Source organism: Kosakonia sp. SOY2 (assembly GCF_027109175.1).
Taxonomy (GTDB): domain Bacteria; phylum Pseudomonadota; class Gammaproteobacteria; order Enterobacterales; family Enterobacteriaceae; genus Kosakonia.
Map to the genome: position 1 here is coordinate 691,821 of NZ_JAPVXH010000002.1, position 17,337 is coordinate 709,157.

A 17,337-nucleotide genomic window follows, 5' to 3' on the forward strand; every position below is an offset into this window, starting at 1 on the left:
TTAACTTTAGCAATTACAGTCGGTTAGATAATTTTTAAAAAAATCGATAACTTTAATTACAAAATGCGTAAAAACCCTTTGAGAAAAATTATTCTTTTCAGTCATGCTTTATCTTCTTGAATTTTATCTATAAATAATACCGGTGTGCGTAAATGATAATGGTTTTTTTCTAACGTTAATTTATTACATCATTTTAACAAGCAAGCCGGTAAATGTCACATATAGGAAAAATCACAACGCTTATTTAAAGAATTGAACAAAGTCGATGCAAATAGATTTACGCTGTATAAGTTTTTCCTTATGCAGGTATATAGACGGGGCTGCCACAAACGCTGACTCGCGCATGGGCGTGTTGCACAGGCTACCCTTTACGACCGTCCGGGTAGCAGGAAGGGTAAAAGTCGTGCCCGGGATATCTTGTGCCGGAGGTTTGCGTTCCGGGGGGCGTAAGAGGAGGGGCAGAAGCGGTAATGTTAATGTCAATAAAACGAATGATTCGCATCATTAAGAAACGGATGAGGTTGCTGCTGCCCTTCTCATTACCATTAATAAATGGATGGCAACGAGAGGATAGTTAATTTTATTACACAGAGAAGAATTAATGATAAACACCTTTTTAGCCTCTCGTTAATTAATAACGCGAAAAGCGCGCAGTTCTGTCTGCATTTAAAGGGATTGAAATTGAGAATTGACTGAGGTCTCATTAAGTATGTAAATTAAAGTAAAGCAGGATGTCGTAATACATTATTATTTTATTATCGTAAGAACACAGATGGGCCCTGGAGTTAGATAGCGAAAACAAAGGGTTGCGGTTTGAGTAGGTAGGGAGATAATTAATCTTATTGCAGTGCTTCTTTCTTTTTTGTTTATATATTCTCTATTGAGGAATAACTTTTGCCATTTTAGAATGGTTTCGGAATTTTCTTTTTGTTGCTTAATTTTCTTGTCTGGTTGAATGCATGATTTCGAAATTTAAAACGCGATATTTTGTTGCGAATATCGGCTTTTCTCCTGGGCTGAGTCTGTTGGCATGGCTTAATATTGCGATTCAGATTACTTTTCCGCTCGCGGTTGCATTTACGCCGGTAATTGCCGGGGCTGAATTGCAGTCTCAAACCGTTTCGTCTATCAAGACCCAGACCTATACACTGGGTGCAGGAGAAACGGCCCGCTCTGTTGCTAAGAAATATAACCTCACCCTGGAGGAGCTTCGTCAGCTCAATCAGTTCCGCACGTTTGCGCGAGGCCTGAACAATGTGCAGCCGGGAGATGAACTGGAGGTGCCGGCCGTGGCGGTGAAGGGCGGGGCTAAACCAGGCGCTTTCGCGTCTCAGCGTGCGACGGTTTCCGGTAACGACGCGAATGACGCCGCGCTGAAAATGGCGGGTTATTCCTCCCAGGTTGGGCGTTTCTTTGCCAACGGTTCGAATAGCGAGGCCGCGACGTCAATGGCGCGTGGTATGGCGACCTCTGCAGCGGGCGGAGAAGTTCAGCGTTGGCTGAACCAATTCGGTACCGCCCGTGTACAACTCGACACGGATAAGAACTTTTCCTTAAAGAACTCACAGTTTGAATTGCTTGTGCCGCTGTATGACCGGGGTGACAAAATGGTCTTCACCCAGGGCAGCGTGCACCGTACTGATGATCGTCTCCAGGCTAACCTGGGGGCGGGGCTTCGTTATTTCGCGCCGGGGTATATGCTGGGCGCAAACGTCTTCGGTGACTACGATCTTTCCCGCGAACACGCGCGTATGGGCGTAGGCGCTGAATACTGGCGTGACTTTATGAAGCTGAGCGCCAATGGGTATATGCGGCTGACCGGATGGAAAGATTCCAAAGATCTGGCCGATTACCAGGAGCGTCCGGCGAATGGCTGGGATGTGCGTGCCCAGGCCTGGTTGCCTTCTCTGCCGCAACTGGGCGGAAAGCTGACCTATGAGCAATATTATGGCCAGGAGGTTGCCCTGTTCGGGGTGAACCATCGCCAGCGCGACCCGCATGCGATTACCGCCGGCATCACTTATACGCCGGTTCCTCTCGTGACGTTAGGGGCTGAGCAACGGCAGGGGACATCGGGGGAAAGCGACACCCGATTCAGCCTGAATGTGAACTATCAGCTTGGTGTGCCGTGGCAAAAACAGCTGAACCCGGAAGCTGTCGCCGCGATGCGCAGCCTGCAGGGAAGCCGGTATGATTTTGTCGAGCGTAACAACAATATTGTTCTTGAGTACCGGAAAAAAGAGATTATCAGGCTGCATCTTGCAGAACGGGTTACAGGGAATGGCGGTGAGCAAAAATCGCTCGGTGTTTCAGTGAAAAGCACGCATGGGCTTTCGCATATTGAATGGGATGCGTCGACACTTACTGCCGCTGGCGGAAAAATAGTGCAAAACGGCGCAGATTACATGGTCGTACTACCGCGCTATCAATATTCCGCGCAGGCGGTAAATACCTATACCGTGAGTGGCGTTGCTGTGGACACGAAGGGGAACCGTTCCGATCGCCAGGAGACGCAGGTGACGGTACTTGCCTCTGCGGTGAATAACAAAACGAGCACCTTCACGCCTGCAAATAGCTCGCTGGCGGCAGACGGCGTCAGCGAACAGGTATTGACGCTGACATTGAAGGATGACACCAACCAACTTGTTGATCTCGATCCGCGGGATATTGTGCTCAACCATAACACGCTGAAAAGCGCCACTGTTTCTGCGTTAACCCGCAAGCAGGCGGGCGTATATCTCGTCACCGTGAAAGCGGGGAAAGATACGGAAACGGTCACGTTAGAGCCGACAGCAAAAGGCATTTCACTGCCTTCCGCGACGGTTGCATTCAATGCCACGCTGCTTGATGCCCAGCAGTCACTGTTTACTGTGAATCCAAATACCATCAAGGCGGATAACACTGAGGTGTCGACATTCACGCTGGCGGCGAAAGATCTGCAAGGCAAGGTGATGAGCGGTATTCAGGGCAACCTGTCACTGTTGGTAAAAGACAGCAACGGTAACACGCCGTCTGCAACGCAGGTCACTCTTACTTCGCTGACTGAAAGCGCGACGCCGGGTACCTATACGGCAAGACTGTCGGGAACGAAGGCGGGTGTTTACACCATTATCCCGGCGTATGACAACACCAGTCTCAGTAGCCTGCGCGCAACGGTAACACTGACACCGGGCAGTCCGAACCCGATACGGTCGGCCATTGCAACGGATATGACACGCTACATGTCCAGTATGACAATCCGGGTGACGGTCGCACTGCAAGATAGCTACCAGAACGTGATAACGGGTGCGGCCGGGTTGCTGACCGCGCAGAATGTTCAGGTTCCGAATGCCAGCTTAAATGGGAACTGGAGTGATAACCAGGACGGAACTTACACGGCGACCTACACGGCAGGGGCTGTTAGCTCGGGAAACAAGGCGACGTTGCAACTGAGCGGGTGGAGCCAGGCTATCGAGTCGGCAGGCTATGCGATTAACCCGATTCCGTTCTTGCAGAATATCTCTGTTAATGGGGCGACATTCCAGAAAGGAGACGGGTTCCCGACGACGGGCTTTACCGGCGCGACATTCACTTTAAATATCGGCAATGGCGCTCCCTTAGATTTCAACTGGTCGTCGGATGCCACTTGGGTCGATGTTGACATCAATGCCGTGGTGAGCTTCAAGGGGACAGGTGATGGGCGCAAAGTCACTATTACTGGTACACCAAAAAGCGGTATCGGGCCAGATATCACCTACAGTTTCACGCTGCGCAATTGGTTTATTACTGATAGACAACAAGTGCTATGGGTAGATGCTGGTCCCTATTGCAGTGCGCAGGGGTACAGTCAGTCGACCGCAGCCCAGGTGTCGCAAAACTCTGGTTTCGTCCCCACCGGGGTTCGTACGCTGGGGGCATTGTGGAACGAGTGGGGATCTTTAGGCGGCAGCTCTGCGTTCCCCGACGATGCTTACTGGCTGGCAGATGCGACACCCAGCGATCCCAATTACCACTACTCGCTGGACAAGTGGGGTGGCAACCTTTACGAGGGTTCTGGTGGGACGCTAAGCCCAACCATGTGCACTAAGGCCCTCTAACGCTGCCTGAGCTGTTATTGTTCCCTCGCCCCTTTATTCTTTAAGGAGCGGGGGATACATGGCTGAGATGCAGACTCACCAAACTCATTGATCATATTGCTTTTCTGTTTCCCGGATAGCGTCTGATTATCACGCTATGCCAACATTTGCTGTTGTACGACATTTCCCGGCAAGCTGAAGTGACGCAGCAGGCTACCCCTTGATTCCAAAGTTTTTTATTCCCGCTATTAATCAAAACAGGAATATTTTATGGGGTGCCTGCAAGGTTCGGATTTAATTAGTTGGCTTCTGACTTCGCGGGACAAACTCAAGGAACAAAAAAGCCCGCAGGGCTTGCGCCGTGCGGGCTCTTAGGACTTCATCGGATGACTCTGGTAATCACCGATGGGCTGGCGGAGTCTGAATAAATTCGCTAATTAATTGAATTAAAGTGTTTTTAGTGAATTCAACTTTCATCCATATACCTAAGCATATACCAATCGCTTCGCCTAACACTCTTTTGAGCTCATTTCCTGCGTGCATTTATCCAGCTCGGCAGTAAGCCTGTTTAGCTCATCCCGAATGTGTTTCCGACGCTGTTTTAACAACAAGCTCGATGGAACAACACGCTCAATAATGGTCGGCTTCCTGCTCACGTACTCTGTTACGAGCCGCTTAACATCTTCTTCTGTCCAGCCATCCATCACCGGCGTTGGGTTATAAAGAAGATTAGCCTGGAGGACAGGGGCAACTTCCTCATCCAGAATCACAAAGATCGCTTCCCGGCTGAGTCCGGATTCCTTTAACACCTGAGCTATCCATCGATAGTCATAGTCCTGGAGTTCCCGACCGGTGAAAAGCTCCGATAAGGCGTGCCAGACAGTGATGCGGTTTGCTTGATCGTTATCTGTCAGTTGCATGTTAGCTCCTCCCGACGCTGAAAAATAAGAGGATAAGAATTATCCTAGATTGTAAACTAAAGCAAAAAATGGCTGCCAAATGCACAATCACGGTAGTTAAAATGATTATGGGATATAAGAAAAGGAAAAGGCAAATGGTTGATATTACAGCAGAGATGCTTTGGAATATTGCCAGGCATTACCGGCATATAGAAAGCCTGCTAAATTCACAGCATTACAATGTCCATGCCATAGCACCACATTTGAACCAATGGTTTACCGTTTATGGAATAAATACAGAATTAAGAGCCGCTCATTTTATAGCGCAAGCTTGTGTTGAAACTGCCAACTTTTCCAGATTAACCGAAGTTCCAAGGGATGGTGGTAGAGAATATGATGCAGGAACACGGATAGGACGTAATTTAGGTAATACAGAAGTCGGTGATGGTCCAAAATTTATAGGTCGTGGGTTATTACATCTGACAGGTAGGGAAAATTATACGAATTTCGGAAGCCAGTTTGAGAAAGATTACGTAACCGATCCCACTATAGTTGCAAGGAACCCATATGTTGCCGTTAAGGCAGCTTGTTATTATTGGGATCTCAGGCATGTAAATGCAGCAGCAGACAGGGATGACGTAAATAAAGTAACCCTTCTCGTGAACGGTGGTTACAACGGTCTCGAAGAAAGGAAAGGGGCGTTGATAAGAGCAAAGAGAGAGCTTGGAATAATATGAAAGTATCAACTGGCATTCTAACATTATTATTATGTGCTATAACTTTTCCGTCTTTGGCTGCTGCGAAACAGTCTGAGTTAACTTGTAAAGCTCAGGCAATAACAGAAGCAAATAAACTACTGGCTTTTTATCGAGACAACGATGACAGGGCTGAGGTTGATAAAGACGTAACTGCATTAGCGAAGATGCAAAATCCGGAAAATAAATCGCAATATTTCGATGTATTGCAGACCTGGGGTTATATCTATAAAGGTAAGTATCGTATGAGATTCATCTTCCTTAATGACTGTACGCTCATGGGGGAAGAAATTTTAGAGTATGCTAATCCTTAGTATCACTCTGATTTTCGCATATATCTCGGGGCGGCATTTTTGCCGCTCCCCACGATAAAATAAGTATTCAATGATTATCATCCTTCATTTCCGGATTCTTAGGATGCTGTGCTAACAAATGTTTGTAACGTTTAAGGATTATGTTCGATAAATTGAGTTCATTAAGGAAATGCTGTTCTAATGAAAATCCCGCAACATCAAGATCAATACTTTTGTTATTCATGTTTTGTTGCGTTGTTTTTATACCTTCCATTAAAATACTTTGCTCATGATAATAATCCATGATAAGAGTGATGTCTTCCTTGTCGAGTTTGCTTAATTCGTTGAAATAGGCTTTGTATACCTCATTAGTTTGGTTAGATGCAATTTTTAAGCGGGTTCCTCCGAGGAAGTTTAGATTAGTGGCGAATGGTTCACCTGTTATATGCTCTGCGTTTTCATCATAACCTATTTTTCTTGTGCTATCGAGAAAGTTTAGAGTGCTATGGTTATAAGAGATTTCATAAGCAAACATTGTGCGAATGTTATTTTTTTCAGTTATTGTTTTTGCTTCATCGTGATAATTAGTGTAAATGATGTTTCCTATAAAAAGCATCATTGCAAGAATTACTGAGCTTGCTTCCCAGTTTATTTTTTGGAGCGTACTTCTAATTGTCATTTTTATCCTCGAATTTTCAAAAAATTAACTAAATTACTATAAAGTAAATATGCAAATATATTGCAGTTATTAATTATGAATTGTGGCGAGATATTGATACAGAAGAAAATGGGTGAATCTCGTCTTAAGTTGCTCCTAATGATAGATGTTAAAGATACGCATTCTTTGACATCATGAATTTGAGAAATTCTTAAGAATAATTAAGGGGTTACTCCTTCATTGATATCGTTAAGTAGTCGTATGGGCGTCATTTCTGCGAACATCCAGAGACATTATGTCACGTTTACAGATCCTTCCCGGAGTCAGACTGCCATGACCATGAGGATAGCGGCAGATTTCCTCATGGCATGTCACCAGGCGATTAACTGGCTCCATTAATATTGCTGCTGACAGAAATGTTCACCATTTCCGTTGTATGCCCTCGAGGAAGGGGGGGGTAAAATTATTTTTCAGTAAAACAGTTCAAACTGTTTGTTTCGTGTTTTTATTGTTTTTTTTCAATGTATTATGTGTTTCATGGTCGGTGAAGAGTGAACAGTTAACTCTTCACTATGTGCTCTTCGAAGGTAAAAAAGACCGGCAATCGCCGGTCTTTGGTGGTTATTTTGTTGCGGATTCGTCGCACTTCGGCAGCCAGTCGCCGTTGCTTTCCTCTTTCAGCGTCAGGTTAGTCTGCATTCCCTGGTTTGTTCGCCGCTTGTCATAGTTCAGGCCGTATTCTTTCAGCATGGCTGGCAGTCCCTTGCCGAACATAGTCAGGCTCAGGGTGTTCTTGTAGCCATGCGCCTCCATGTACACCAGATAGGCGTGATACAGGTAGAGTCGCGGCTGGCGCGGAATAATATTGGCGTTCCCCATAAACATGCCGATGGTATCGGGCAAGATTTTAAGATAGCCGCAGAAGTCAAAAGCTGGGTCGGCGTCGCGCTTGATACTGAGCGCCTCACCGGAGTTCTGTTGCGACTGGAGCAGCGCGCGAGCGGTCATCGGGTCGCTGAACTTCTGCATAAGTTGACGCACAATGACGGCCAGCTCGCGGGCGATTTTGTCTTTCAGGTGCGGGTCGCGCTCCTCCGGGGCAATTTGTTCCGGGAAATGGAGGATAACCCGGCGGCGTGACACGCCGCCGCTGCGGTCGGTGAAGCGCATCGGGTTATTGTTGACGGCCAGAATCACCGCCGGAATGTGCGTGGAATAGGCGTCGCGGTATTTCGGGTCAACCGACACCGCATCGCCGCCGGTGATGGCCTTGAGCCCGGCACCGTCACCGCTCCATTTTTCCTGGTCAGGCAGACGAATCAGCGAAAAGCCAATCAATGCCGCGCGCTCGCGCGGCGATTCCAGCGTCTCGATGGTCGCCGATGTGGCGTTATCTTCCCCCGCCAGCAGGGTGGCGATTTCGGCCAGAATACTTTTCCCGCTTCCCCCTGGTCCAGTCACCTCAAGAAAGAGCTGCCAGTCGTAGCGGTTCGCCAGCACCATAAACAGCGCGGCGAGTATCACGTCGCGCTTGTCAGCCCGGCCACCGGCAGCACGGTCAAGCCAGCGCCAGAAATGCGGGGCATGGGTTTCCAGCGTTTCGCTCGCCACCGGCGGGGTGAAATCCACCTCGCACAGGGTGCGCAGCCAGTGGGATTTATGGTGCGGGCTGAACGTGCCGCTGACGGTATCGAGCACGCCGTTACGAAAGCCAATCAGACGCCGTGCCGGAGCGCCCTGTTGCGGGACAATCAGTTTCAGGGTTTCCACCACCGACGCAATTTTACCTGACGAGAACGGCGCACGCAGGCGCTGGAAGAGTGCTGCTACATCGCGCGAAAAGTCAGCCGGGGAAATCACTTTCCAGGCTCCCGCCTCATAGCGGGAAAGAAGCTGACCGTTTGTATCCACGGCCAGCGCTTCGCCGTAGTGCTCATACACGCGCATCGCCTTCTCACTGGTACTCATGGCGGTAAATTCTGCCTCGCTCATGGTGTCGAACGGACTTTGTGCCAGTGGCTGGAGGGTGTCATAAATTGCCTGACGCGTGGCATTCTCCCCCTGCTGCATAATTGCATCATTCCAGTCACCAAACACCGGCGGCAGGGCAATCATACCGGCACAGGCCTCTGCAGCCGCAGCGGCTTTTGTCTGGCCGTCGCCATTCAGGTCACGGTCAGCCGCGAGGACAATCTGACAGCCCGGATACCGGTTGCGGGCAAGGCTCGCCAGGGAAAGAAGGTTCACGGACGAGAGTGCCACCATCACGGTTTCCCCGGTAAGGTGATGAACGGTCAGCGCCGTGGCGTACCCTTCTGCTATCCACAGGCGTTTTCCCGCCTGTTTTTCACCGTTAATAATATGACAGGCTCCCTTCACCTGGCCGCCTTTAAGGGTGCGCTTGTCGCCGTCTGCGTTAATAAGCTGGAGGTTCACCAGCGCGCCGGTGTCGTCATACAGCGGGACAACCACATCCCCGGTGCGGTACGTCACGCCGCCGGTTTTGTGCGTGACTGTCAGCGTCAGGCATTCCAGAGCAGGAAAGCCCTTGCGGGTCAGGTAGGCGTTACCGGAGGCTGAGCGGGTTTTCGCCAGCAGACTGGCCGCCAGCGCGGCGGCCTCCCTGTGGCTGGCTTCGGTTTCCGCCTCAGCGCCGGCGACAGTTTCCGGGGCAACCGGCGGCAGGCTGCCGGTCACGGCATTCACACGATTGGCAGCTTCGCTAACCGTCACGCCCAGCGCCTTTTCAACCAGGCTCAGCCCGTCGCCGGCGCCGCACTGGTTACAGAACCACGTTCCGCGCCCCTCTTTATCGTCAAAACGGAAGCGGTCAGAGCCGCCGCACACCGGGCAGGGCTGATGCCGGTTTTTTATCACTTTCACGCCCAGCGCCGGGAGAATGCGCGGCCAGTGGCCGCATGCTTGTTTCACGGTTTCCGTTACGTTCATTTTCATTATTTTTCCTCAGCACCGCACTGTCACAGTGATATGACGGGCGCATAACTCTTCCATTACTGCCATGCCAAGAAAAGAGAGTGACGGCGCGGTTTTGAGTGGTGTGGCATTCATTAAATCTTCCAGCAGCGCACAGGCAATCTGGCGACCTTTTTCCTCGCCGTGCTGGTGCAGATAGAATCCTTCCAGCTCGGCAGCGATGGCAGACTCCAGCGTATCGAGAGTTAGATCCGGATAGCGCTGCTGGCGCTGGCACAGGGTCAACCAGGCACAGGCCACGGCGCGGCGGTAAAACGCGGCGCGCAGGATGGGCGGTAATGTCTGTTTCATATCTGCTTCTCCCCGACCATACAGCGCCGGTTGCAGCGTTCGATTACGGCATCAAGCTGATCTGTCATCAGGTAAATCAGGGAAATGAGCTGCAGACGCTCAGCCGGATCGTGGCAGGCAGTCACGCTGTCCTGTTCCGCTGCCAGCTCGCCAACAAGATGGCCGATATTGCGCAGGTGTTCGAGATATCTGAGATCATCAACGGTAAGGATGGACTGGTTCATGCGCGCACCTCTGCAACCGGCAGACGAGCGGCAAGCGAGAGGACATAATCGCGAACGAGGGAACGGCGTGCGGTACGTTCATCGGCGGCAATGGTGCGCAGCATACAGACGCGTGGCTTAAGCCCAGAACGACGAACGGCAGCGAAGACAAAGATAAATTGCGGGTGAGACAGGGTGAGGGTCGTAGCCATAATGGCAGCCTCCGTTAGATAGCGGTTAACGCTACCACCGGAGTTTCCACGCTCACTGGTGGTAGCCCAGACAGGGGTGGAAATACCGGCTCTAACGGATACCGGCCAGCCCGAGGGCTGCCCCGCCTGAGCCACCATTACGTAGATACAGCAACGGTTAAAGAACCGGTGCGTAAACAACAGGTGTACAGAGGCATAGACACAAAAAAAGACGCATGGCGCGTCCGGTGTCGCCGTTAGATTACTCGGGTTTCCACGCCCGGCTGCCGATTTTGCGACAGCGGGAAAACTATACCTGGAAAGGATGTCAGGAAGCAAGCCAGAAAAATGGGGATTAGTTTGCAAAGCCAGTTTCCGCATGGCTTCCCTGCTAGCGTGCTGCAATTCGATCAGCCATCCATGCAATGACTTCCGACTGTACCCAGGCAACATTTTTTCCGCCCAAAGATATCTGCTGCGGGAAAGCATCGCGGCTGATGAGGTCGTAGATAGTTGAGCGGGATAGCCCGCAAAGATGCATCACTTCAGGTAAACGTATAAATCGCTCATTCTGAGCCGGAACGGGAAGCACCGGAGCTGCTGGTGCTGGCGTGGAAACAGAAATACTTTGCATTTGACTACCTCTCAAAAATGTTTTCAGCAATCCGGGTAATTTCACCCGAATTTAGACGGCCCTTATTGTTTATATATAATCCATGCGAGCATGTTTTATATATTCCAGGTTAAATATTGACTCTTCATGGTTGAAATAAATAAAGATCTGATAAGGTTTGTATTATCGTTAATTTCACGGCGAGATAGAATAAAGAACAAAACCATAAATAAAGTATTGCTTCGTAGTAATTGACCGAGTCAAGGAGAACTCCAATATACCATTGCTGGCTTTCATATCATCCAGAACAATGGCTCATAGAGAGAATAAGCAGAGCAAAAAAATACATGAAAATAAACAACGCCCTACATAGATTAAAATTCCTCACTTGAAACCTTCAGAAACCCTCAAATCTTCCACATGTATCCGGGCATGTTTTATCAGTACTGGACGGATTCATTTTTATGAATATTGTTACGAAATGCAATACGGTAGTGGAAGAGTAAAAAAAGTAATAATCAAACAGATATAAGAATCTTATTTCTGTACACCGAATACACCGGAGTAATGGTGAGGAGAAATTATCCAGTAATGAACCGGAATAAATAGTGTTATTTCTATGAAAAACAAATATAAGGTTCACTTCTTCCAGTGAACGGTTATGAACAATACATGAACACTTCAAGTGAAATACTTCACCTATTAACTACCTGTATTTATTATTTTTTCATTAAAATGAACAGTAGTGAATAGTAAGTATTAAAGACAGGTTGCTGAATGGTCATGACACTTCCTCTGGCTAGCCAGATAAAGGCCATTGTCCTGAAGACGGCACAATCCCCTCCGGTAGTGCGCTTGTATGAGCACCAGCACAATTGACATGACAACAAAACACTACCGGAGCTGCCATGACTACTAATAACCAGACTTCCAACACGAACAAGACCCTCTTGCTTCCACACAACATCTGCGAAGCAGTGGATAAAGTGAAGACCGCGAGAGCTATCTGGCAGGAAGAACGGCGTAAACAGAACGAAGCGGCCGCGATGACTGAAACCATCCGCAAACGCCAGGAAGATACAAAAAAGGAAACGCAGGCCTTAAACGAGGAATGGCGCACGCTGTTTCGTGAGAATCAGGGAAATATGACGCCTCGCATGAAAAAACTGCGGGCTGAAATTGCTCTCGGACGCGAAACGCTGGATGAGTTCGAGGATTTACTTGCAGCCCATGCCGCAGAAAACGAATTCCTGCCCTGGAAAACTGCAGACGCTGCAACCCGCTACATTAACGAACATAACCGCCTGATTGAAAGCCATGCATCGTGGCTCTGGAATGAGTTTATGAAAGAGAACGGTCAGAAGCTTATTCAGATGCTTGGATTACTGAAGATGACTCTGGGGCGAAGCGCTTCTTCCGTTATCGGCGTAGTTCATACAGTGAACGATCCAGAAAGCGTCCTGAAGCAATTTATCACCGAACAAATCACCCAACCGGCGCTGTCCTGCGACGTATCTTTAGGGGACGATACTTTGCTTCAGGGCATCGGTATTTATGCAGATGATGTAGCCATCTTGGACGCCAGAAAATTACCTAGCCCTGCGGCGCGTTCAAGGATGCTGAAACAGCGTGAGATAGCTAAAGGTGGGAAGGGCGAATGATAGCCGCCCCCCACGCAGCGTTCAAAGATTACTGATAAGGCTTTCAAGTGTCCTGAATGAGGCTCTGTTGCTCATGCCAATATCCGCGCCTATGAAGCCCTGACAGTTAAACGCTCCTGATATCATTGCCAGAACTCAGAATGTACCTGTACACCTACCGCTTTGGACACTGTGGATACGATAATCACAAAATATCGGTGTTTCAGCAACCATGCCGGAAAAGTCAGGGAAACAGCAGCAAAAGTTAAATCGTTATGGTTCTGTTTTCAGGCTTTCCAGTTGCCAACAAATCCCTGCATGATTATCTCAGTACTTCTTCAATCCCGGTTCTGGACCGGGATTTCTATATAATTATCTCAATATTTTGAAAGCGCGCGAGTGCATGACTATGCTGCATGAAAACGCATGAGTCTACGCACATTAATTTAACCGCCATAGGCCAGCAGTGGTGCATAAAATACCCATACATGCAGGTGCATGAAAAAGCATAGATAAAGCGCGCAGGCGAGGCGGGGAAGCACTGCGCGCTAACCCAAATAAAATAAGTCAGCTTCATACGCTTTCCAATAGCTCTTCGGGACAACATTTAAACTCCCTTTCAATTGTTTTAAATATTTTGCCATTTCTGGCGATTGGGAAAATTCATACCATTCCTTTGGATAAAAGGTTCTAAGTATAAAACCTGTAAATGATAACGGGGTTAATTCTCTGTTTGAGGGAATTCTACTCTCATTTTCGATGCCAAAATGAAAATGATAAAGGGGGTGCGTATGCTCACAGTAGTACGTCGGATCAATATCAAACCTTACTGGCATATGATGCTGTGGCTTTAATTGACTACTAAGATATTTTTCGTACTCCTCGGCTAAAATGTGTTTATTCTCTTCCTCTTTCCACTCTGGTTCGCTTTCAAAATACTCTTCTGCAAATTCAGAGAACGATAGTGAAAAAAAAGGGACCCGGATGTAAGAATATCCATCTTGTTTAAAAATTAATAACGAAGAATCATCTAATTCAATATCATACCAAGAATTTTCTTTGCATTTACGCCATGCATCTTCATAAGATAGAGGTCGCAGGTCTCCTGGCATCGTGTTTGGATAAATCACTCTGCTATTAAAATTTCCAAGCAGGTTGACTGCTCTGGCCAATTTTACAGCTTTTCTTTTTGAGTCATTAAGTACGCCAGGTGAAATCATTTCTTTTTCACCTTCTTAGCTTCGACCTCTCGAATCATAGATTTTAGTCCTTCAGCCCCATACTCTTGAATGAGTTTTTCTAATTCATCGTTTCGACTTTCTGTTTCTACTCGCTTCAAATCGATTTCTATCTGTCTGATCTTTGTATCAGGTGGATATTTAAATTCGAGATATGGTGCTTTTTCTAAAGCATCTGAAATTTCATCAAAGAGTTCTATAGCAGCAGCACCTATACCAGTCATTACTAACCATCCTTTAGTACGTGTCATCGCAGTAAAAAGTAGATTTCTATTTTTTACATTAGGATAGTAATAAAGTGATTCACTTCCTACTACATATACGCTATAGCTTTCATTACCTTTAGCTTTGTGAATGGTAGAATAAGTGACTTTATTATCTACAGAGAAATCATTGATATTATAACGGTCAGCATTAACATTATTAATATCGATCTCATAGTTAGATAAATAATCAGAAATGACAGAATAATAATTTTTATAGTTCCTGTCATCAGCGCATATTATAAGAACGTCAGAAGCATTTAAACCCTGTTCTTTAATATCGTCATTGATCTTTTGTGCAACCCATTCACATTCTTTAAAAATATCTTCATGTTCTTTTGTTATGACCAAACTGTTTTTCTCCTCATTATATAATGATGGAGATGCCTGCTCAGTCCTGTAAACGATTATGTTTTCGTCCGCATCAAACTGATTTTTATATTTAGATTCATCAATTGAATAACCTAAGCTCATCCAATCTTCAGGCGTTCGTATTACTTGAACTTGATCCCTATAAACACCGAGCCCTATTGCATGAGCACAGACTAAAGTTGCACAAGGTGTGCGGTAGCACTTGTTTAAGAATTTATCTAACCCCAGTTGGCGATCTTTTCCTAATATTTCATTAATAGATGGAGCGGTGGTCTGAAATATGTTTTGAAATACATCTAACCCGAACACCATATTTTCATTTTGAGCGAGTTTTAAACACAGTTGTAAAAAGTTACTGTCGAAATCTTGAGCTTCATCAACAAAAACATAATCATATTCAGGTTGTAGATTATAGCCATCAATTAGATTTTTACAGGCATAAGAAAACGGGTTTTTTGGATTTGCACGTTGAGCCTTACCAAAGTCAAGAAATGGTGCGCCATTATTAATACAAGCATTGTAATAAACGCCAGGAGTAGAATTTCCTCCCCAAGCATGCATTATTTTTATAGAATTATCGAAATCGGGGTCTATATCATCGAATTGACGATAAAAACGAGTAATTAATCGCTTGACATGTTGATACAAAGCCTTGGTGCTAAATGTGTAAAGTATTTTTTTATCGGGATTACGAAGATGTGTTATAGCTACTTTCATAGCCAATACAACTGTTTTTCCTGAGCCAGCAAGTCCTCGGATGCGTTCAATACCATCGACTTCATTTACACAACTACTTAACTGATCTGCATCAAATCGAGATATTGCAGATTCAAGCTGGCTGACTATAGCAACTTTAGATTTTGCCGAAAAGCCGTCCAGATCTCTTGTTTTCTGGCGGATTAACCCTTTGCCGCCTTCAATCGTTGACGCCGCTTCACTATAAACTGGCTCGTCTACAATATCCTCAAGATCAGTAATGAATTTTTCAAGTGAAGCTTTTGAAGTTATAACATTACTTTCTATTTCAATAGTAGGTTGCTGAGTTAAGTGTGGGGCATAAATACATGATTCTAAGCTTATTTTTAGTGTTTTCTTAGACTGGCGAAGGTTCTTCTGTTTTACTAGCCTTGAAAATATTTGGCCGTAAATATTATCCAGATTTTCTTCTTCAATTAGAATTTTTTGTTGAACGTCTCGATCATTACTAGTGGATAAATAGAAAATAATAATTCCATAGAAGCGTGAAACCAGCATTAATGGCGAAATGACAAGCTGATCATCATCGTCTTTATATAAAGGGAAATCGAAATATAATTCCGCATCAGATAAGATAATCCGTCCTTCGGATTCTAATTCATTTAGTAATGAGTAAAGGCGACCAGCTTCAGGATTTGCTACAACTTTCTCTCTGTCAGCATTAAGTTTCAATTTTTACACCCCATTTTTCTTCTTGATTCATCCACATGATTTCCCCACCAGTTCATGAGAATAACACGCTGTTTTAGATAGATGGATCTGTTGTAAGCACTTCTGACCTGATTACTATCTCTGTGAGCCAATGCCGCTTCAACAATATCTGCATCAAAACTAGCTTCATTCATACAGGTGCTGGCAATCGAGCGTAATCCATGTGCTACTAATTTACCATCATATCCAATTCTCTTTAAAGCGGCATTAGCCGTCTGGCTATTCATAGGTTGCTTTGGGTCATTCCTGCTCGGAAATACATTTTCGCGTTGCGCACTGATAGGCTTCATAACCTCCAAAATTTCTAATGCTTGAGGTGATAAAGGAACAATGTGCTCACGTTTTGCCTTCATCCTATCGGCTGGTATCGTCCATATGTTCGCCTCAAAGTCGATCTCTGCCCACCTTGCACCAGAAGCCTCAGAAGGGCGCACGAGCGTCAGGAGTTGCCATTCGATCAGACAGCGTGTTGGGATGGATAAATTCGACATAGCTAATGAGCGCATTAGCCGTGGCAGTTCCTCTGGTCGCAGGGTCGGCATGTTCTGCTTTTTCGGCTTTTCAAATGCCATACCGATGCCTGAGGCAGGGTTAGCATCTATCAGGCCGGTGTTAACAGCATAAATCATGATTTCGTTGATACGCTGTACTAGGCGGCGAACGGTTTCGAGTGCGCCACGCGCTTTAATCTGCTCTAGCGCCTCAACTAATGTGCGTGCTCTAATTTTCTGAACCGGGATCTCACCAATCGCCGGGAAAATATCCTTCTCTAATGATCGCCAGATATCCTTCGCGTAATCGGGTGTCACGCTGTTGCGTTTCATGGCAAACCAGTTTGCGGCCACGTTTGAGAAGATGCTCTCTATCGCTATCTGTTGCTGTTCTGCTGCCTGCTCGGCTTGTGTTTGCGGGTCGATGCCTCTTGCTAATAAAGAGAGGTACTGAGTGCGTAAGCTTCTGGCTTCCGCTAAAGAGAGGGCAGGGAAAGCACCAAGGCCAATCATGGTGCGCTGTTTTGTTGTTGGTTTTTGGTAGCGAAAGCGCCACAGCTTTTTGCCGCTGGTCTTCACCATAAGGAAAAGGCCGTCGCCATCATGCAGCGTCAGATCTTTATCAGTCGCTTTAGTGCGTGAGACTTCGGTGTTAGTAAGGGGGCGTGTTGTCCTTGCCACGGTGGGCGCTCCTGCGTGAATTGGTATACGGTTTTTGGTATACATCCTACCGTATACCTAAACGTATACCAATAATCACCGGATTTAGCCGGATGACCTCGGACAATTACAGATACAAAAAAGCCCGCAGGGCTTGTGCCGTGCGGGCTTTCAGGATTTCACCGGACGTATCCGGATCATGAAGTGGTGGAGCTGGCGGGAGTTGAACCCGCGTCCTGTGGTTGGTAATTAAT

General features: G+C 46.8%; 14 protein-coding genes and 1 pseudogene. 5 read left to right on the forward strand and 10 right to left on the reverse strand.

What is annotated here, in order from left to right; translation table 11 throughout:
- The first annotated feature begins 959 nt into the window (after positions 1-959).
- Entirely contained in the window at positions 960-4,076 is a 3,117-nt protein-coding gene (locus O3S68_RS16285) for an inverse autotransporter beta domain-containing protein (RefSeq protein ID WP_269231946.1), read from the forward strand.
- A 488-nt stretch (positions 4,077-4,564) separates the two neighbouring features.
- Here the strand turns inward: O3S68_RS16285 and O3S68_RS16290 are convergent, their stop codons facing one another.
- Positions 4,565-4,975, reverse strand: a complete 411-nt coding sequence (locus O3S68_RS16290; RefSeq protein WP_269231947.1) for a DUF7079 family protein — start codon at positions 4,973-4,975, stop codon at positions 4,565-4,567.
- A gap of 134 nt (positions 4,976-5,109) precedes the next feature.
- Here O3S68_RS16290 and O3S68_RS16295 point away from each other — a divergent pair, with 134 nt between their 5' ends.
- Both O3S68_RS16295 and O3S68_RS16300 read left to right on the forward strand, forming a co-directional pair.
- Positions 5,110-5,691, forward strand: coding sequence for a glycoside hydrolase family 19 protein (locus tag O3S68_RS16295; RefSeq protein WP_065369985.1), 582 nt, complete (start codon positions 5,110-5,112; stop codon positions 5,689-5,691).
- Positions 5,688-6,023 (forward strand): hypothetical protein, encoded by a 336-nt coding sequence (locus O3S68_RS16300; RefSeq protein WP_020454816.1) that lies wholly within the window; start codon positions 5,688-5,690, stop codon positions 6,021-6,023. The genes O3S68_RS16295 and O3S68_RS16300 overlap by 4 nt, the downstream gene beginning before the upstream one ends.
- Before the next feature lie 67 nt (positions 6,024-6,090).
- Here O3S68_RS16300 and O3S68_RS16305 read toward each other — a convergent pair whose 3' ends face one another.
- The 6 genes from O3S68_RS16305 to O3S68_RS16330 form a co-directional block, all read right to left on the reverse strand.
- Positions 6,091-6,681, reverse strand: a complete 591-nt coding sequence (locus O3S68_RS16305; RefSeq protein WP_269231948.1) for a lysogenic conversion protein — start codon at positions 6,679-6,681, stop codon at positions 6,091-6,093.
- Positions 6,682-7,281: 600 nt separating this feature from the next.
- On the reverse strand, positions 7,282-9,615 hold the full coding sequence (locus O3S68_RS16310) for a primase-helicase zinc-binding domain-containing protein (RefSeq protein ID WP_269231949.1): 2,334 nt from the start codon (positions 9,613-9,615) through the stop codon (positions 7,282-7,284).
- Positions 9,616-9,624: 9 nt separating this feature from the next.
- Positions 9,625-9,945 carry a DUF5375 domain-containing protein gene (locus O3S68_RS16315; RefSeq protein ID WP_269231950.1) on the reverse strand — a complete coding sequence of 107 codons (321 nt, stop codon included), beginning with the start codon at positions 9,943-9,945 and terminating at the stop codon, positions 9,625-9,627.
- Positions 9,942-10,169, reverse strand: a complete 228-nt coding sequence (locus O3S68_RS16320; protein ID WP_269231951.1) for a hypothetical protein — start codon at positions 10,167-10,169, stop codon at positions 9,942-9,944. Before O3S68_RS16320 ends, O3S68_RS16315 begins: the two co-directional genes overlap by 4 nt.
- A complete protein-coding gene (locus O3S68_RS16325) occupies positions 10,166-10,720 on the reverse strand; it encodes a host cell division inhibitor Icd-like protein (protein WP_269231952.1) in 555 nt (184 codons plus the stop codon). The genes O3S68_RS16320 and O3S68_RS16325 overlap by 4 nt, the downstream gene beginning before the upstream one ends.
- A 10-nt stretch (positions 10,721-10,730) precedes the next feature.
- Positions 10,731-10,973, reverse strand: coding sequence for a helix-turn-helix transcriptional regulator (locus O3S68_RS16330; protein WP_269231953.1), 243 nt, complete (start codon positions 10,971-10,973; stop codon positions 10,731-10,733).
- An 887-nt stretch (positions 10,974-11,860) separates the two neighbouring features.
- On the opposite strand from O3S68_RS16330, the gene O3S68_RS16335 reads away from it, so the two are divergent.
- Together O3S68_RS16335 and O3S68_RS24220 are read left to right on the forward strand one after the other, a co-directional pair.
- Complete coding sequence (locus O3S68_RS16335) at positions 11,861-12,613, forward strand: septation initiation protein (protein ID WP_269231954.1); 753 nt, start codon at positions 11,861-11,863, stop codon at positions 12,611-12,613.
- Between the two features lie 81 nt (positions 12,614-12,694).
- Positions 12,695-12,914, forward strand: a pseudogene (locus O3S68_RS24220) (ogr/Delta-like zinc finger family protein).
- 226 nt (positions 12,915-13,140) lie between these two features.
- Here O3S68_RS24220 and O3S68_RS16340 read toward each other — a convergent pair.
- The 3 genes from O3S68_RS16340 to O3S68_RS16350 are packed head-to-tail and all read right to left on the reverse strand — an operon-like array spanning position 13,141 to position 17,104.
- On the reverse strand, positions 13,141-13,812 hold the full coding sequence (locus O3S68_RS16340) for a DUF2290 domain-containing protein (protein ID WP_269231955.1): 672 nt from the start codon (positions 13,810-13,812) through the stop codon (positions 13,141-13,143).
- Positions 13,809-15,893, reverse strand: coding sequence for a DEAD/DEAH box helicase (locus O3S68_RS16345; RefSeq protein ID WP_269231956.1), 2,085 nt, complete (start codon positions 15,891-15,893; stop codon positions 13,809-13,811). The genes O3S68_RS16340 and O3S68_RS16345 overlap by 4 nt, the downstream gene beginning before the upstream one ends.
- Entirely contained in the window at positions 15,890-17,104 is a 1,215-nt protein-coding gene (locus tag O3S68_RS16350; RefSeq protein ID WP_269231957.1) for an integrase domain-containing protein, read from the reverse strand. The genes O3S68_RS16345 and O3S68_RS16350 overlap by 4 nt, the downstream gene beginning before the upstream one ends.
- Positions 17,105-17,337: the final 233 nt, after the last annotated feature.

What these genes read in the sequence shown, in the direction of transcription:
- O3S68_RS16295 (WP_065369985.1), top strand. Translation starts at nt 5,110, where the DNA reads ATGGTTGATATTACAGCAGAGATGCTTTGGAATATTGCCAGGCATTAC.
- O3S68_RS16320 (WP_269231951.1), bottom strand. Translation starts at nt 10,169, where the DNA reads ATGAACCAGTCCATCCTTACCGTTGATGATCTCAGATATCTCGAACAC.
- O3S68_RS16285 (WP_269231946.1), top strand. Translation starts at nt 960, where the DNA reads ATGATTTCGAAATTTAAAACGCGATATTTTGTTGCGAATATCGGCTTT.
- O3S68_RS16310 (WP_269231949.1), bottom strand. Translation starts at nt 9,615, where the DNA reads ATGAAAATGAACGTAACGGAAACCGTGAAACAAGCATGCGGCCACTGG.
- O3S68_RS16325 (WP_269231952.1), bottom strand. Translation starts at nt 10,720, where the DNA reads ATGCGGAAACTGGCTTTGCAAACTAATCCCCATTTTTCTGGCTTGCTT.
- O3S68_RS16335 (WP_269231954.1), top strand. Translation starts at nt 11,861, where the DNA reads ATGACTACTAATAACCAGACTTCCAACACGAACAAGACCCTCTTGCTT.
- O3S68_RS16305 (WP_269231948.1), bottom strand. Translation starts at nt 6,681, where the DNA reads ATGACAATTAGAAGTACGCTCCAAAAAATAAACTGGGAAGCAAGCTCA.
- O3S68_RS16290 (WP_269231947.1), bottom strand. Translation starts at nt 4,975, where the DNA reads ATGCAACTGACAGATAACGATCAAGCAAACCGCATCACTGTCTGGCAC.
- O3S68_RS16315 (WP_269231950.1), bottom strand. Translation starts at nt 9,945, where the DNA reads ATGAAACAGACATTACCGCCCATCCTGCGCGCCGCGTTTTACCGCCGC.
- O3S68_RS16330 (WP_269231953.1), bottom strand. Translation starts at nt 10,973, where the DNA reads ATGCAAAGTATTTCTGTTTCCACGCCAGCACCAGCAGCTCCGGTGCTT.
- O3S68_RS16300 (WP_020454816.1), top strand. Translation starts at nt 5,688, where the DNA reads ATGAAAGTATCAACTGGCATTCTAACATTATTATTATGTGCTATAACT.
- O3S68_RS16340 (WP_269231955.1), bottom strand. Translation starts at nt 13,812, where the DNA reads ATGATTTCACCTGGCGTACTTAATGACTCAAAAAGAAAAGCTGTAAAA.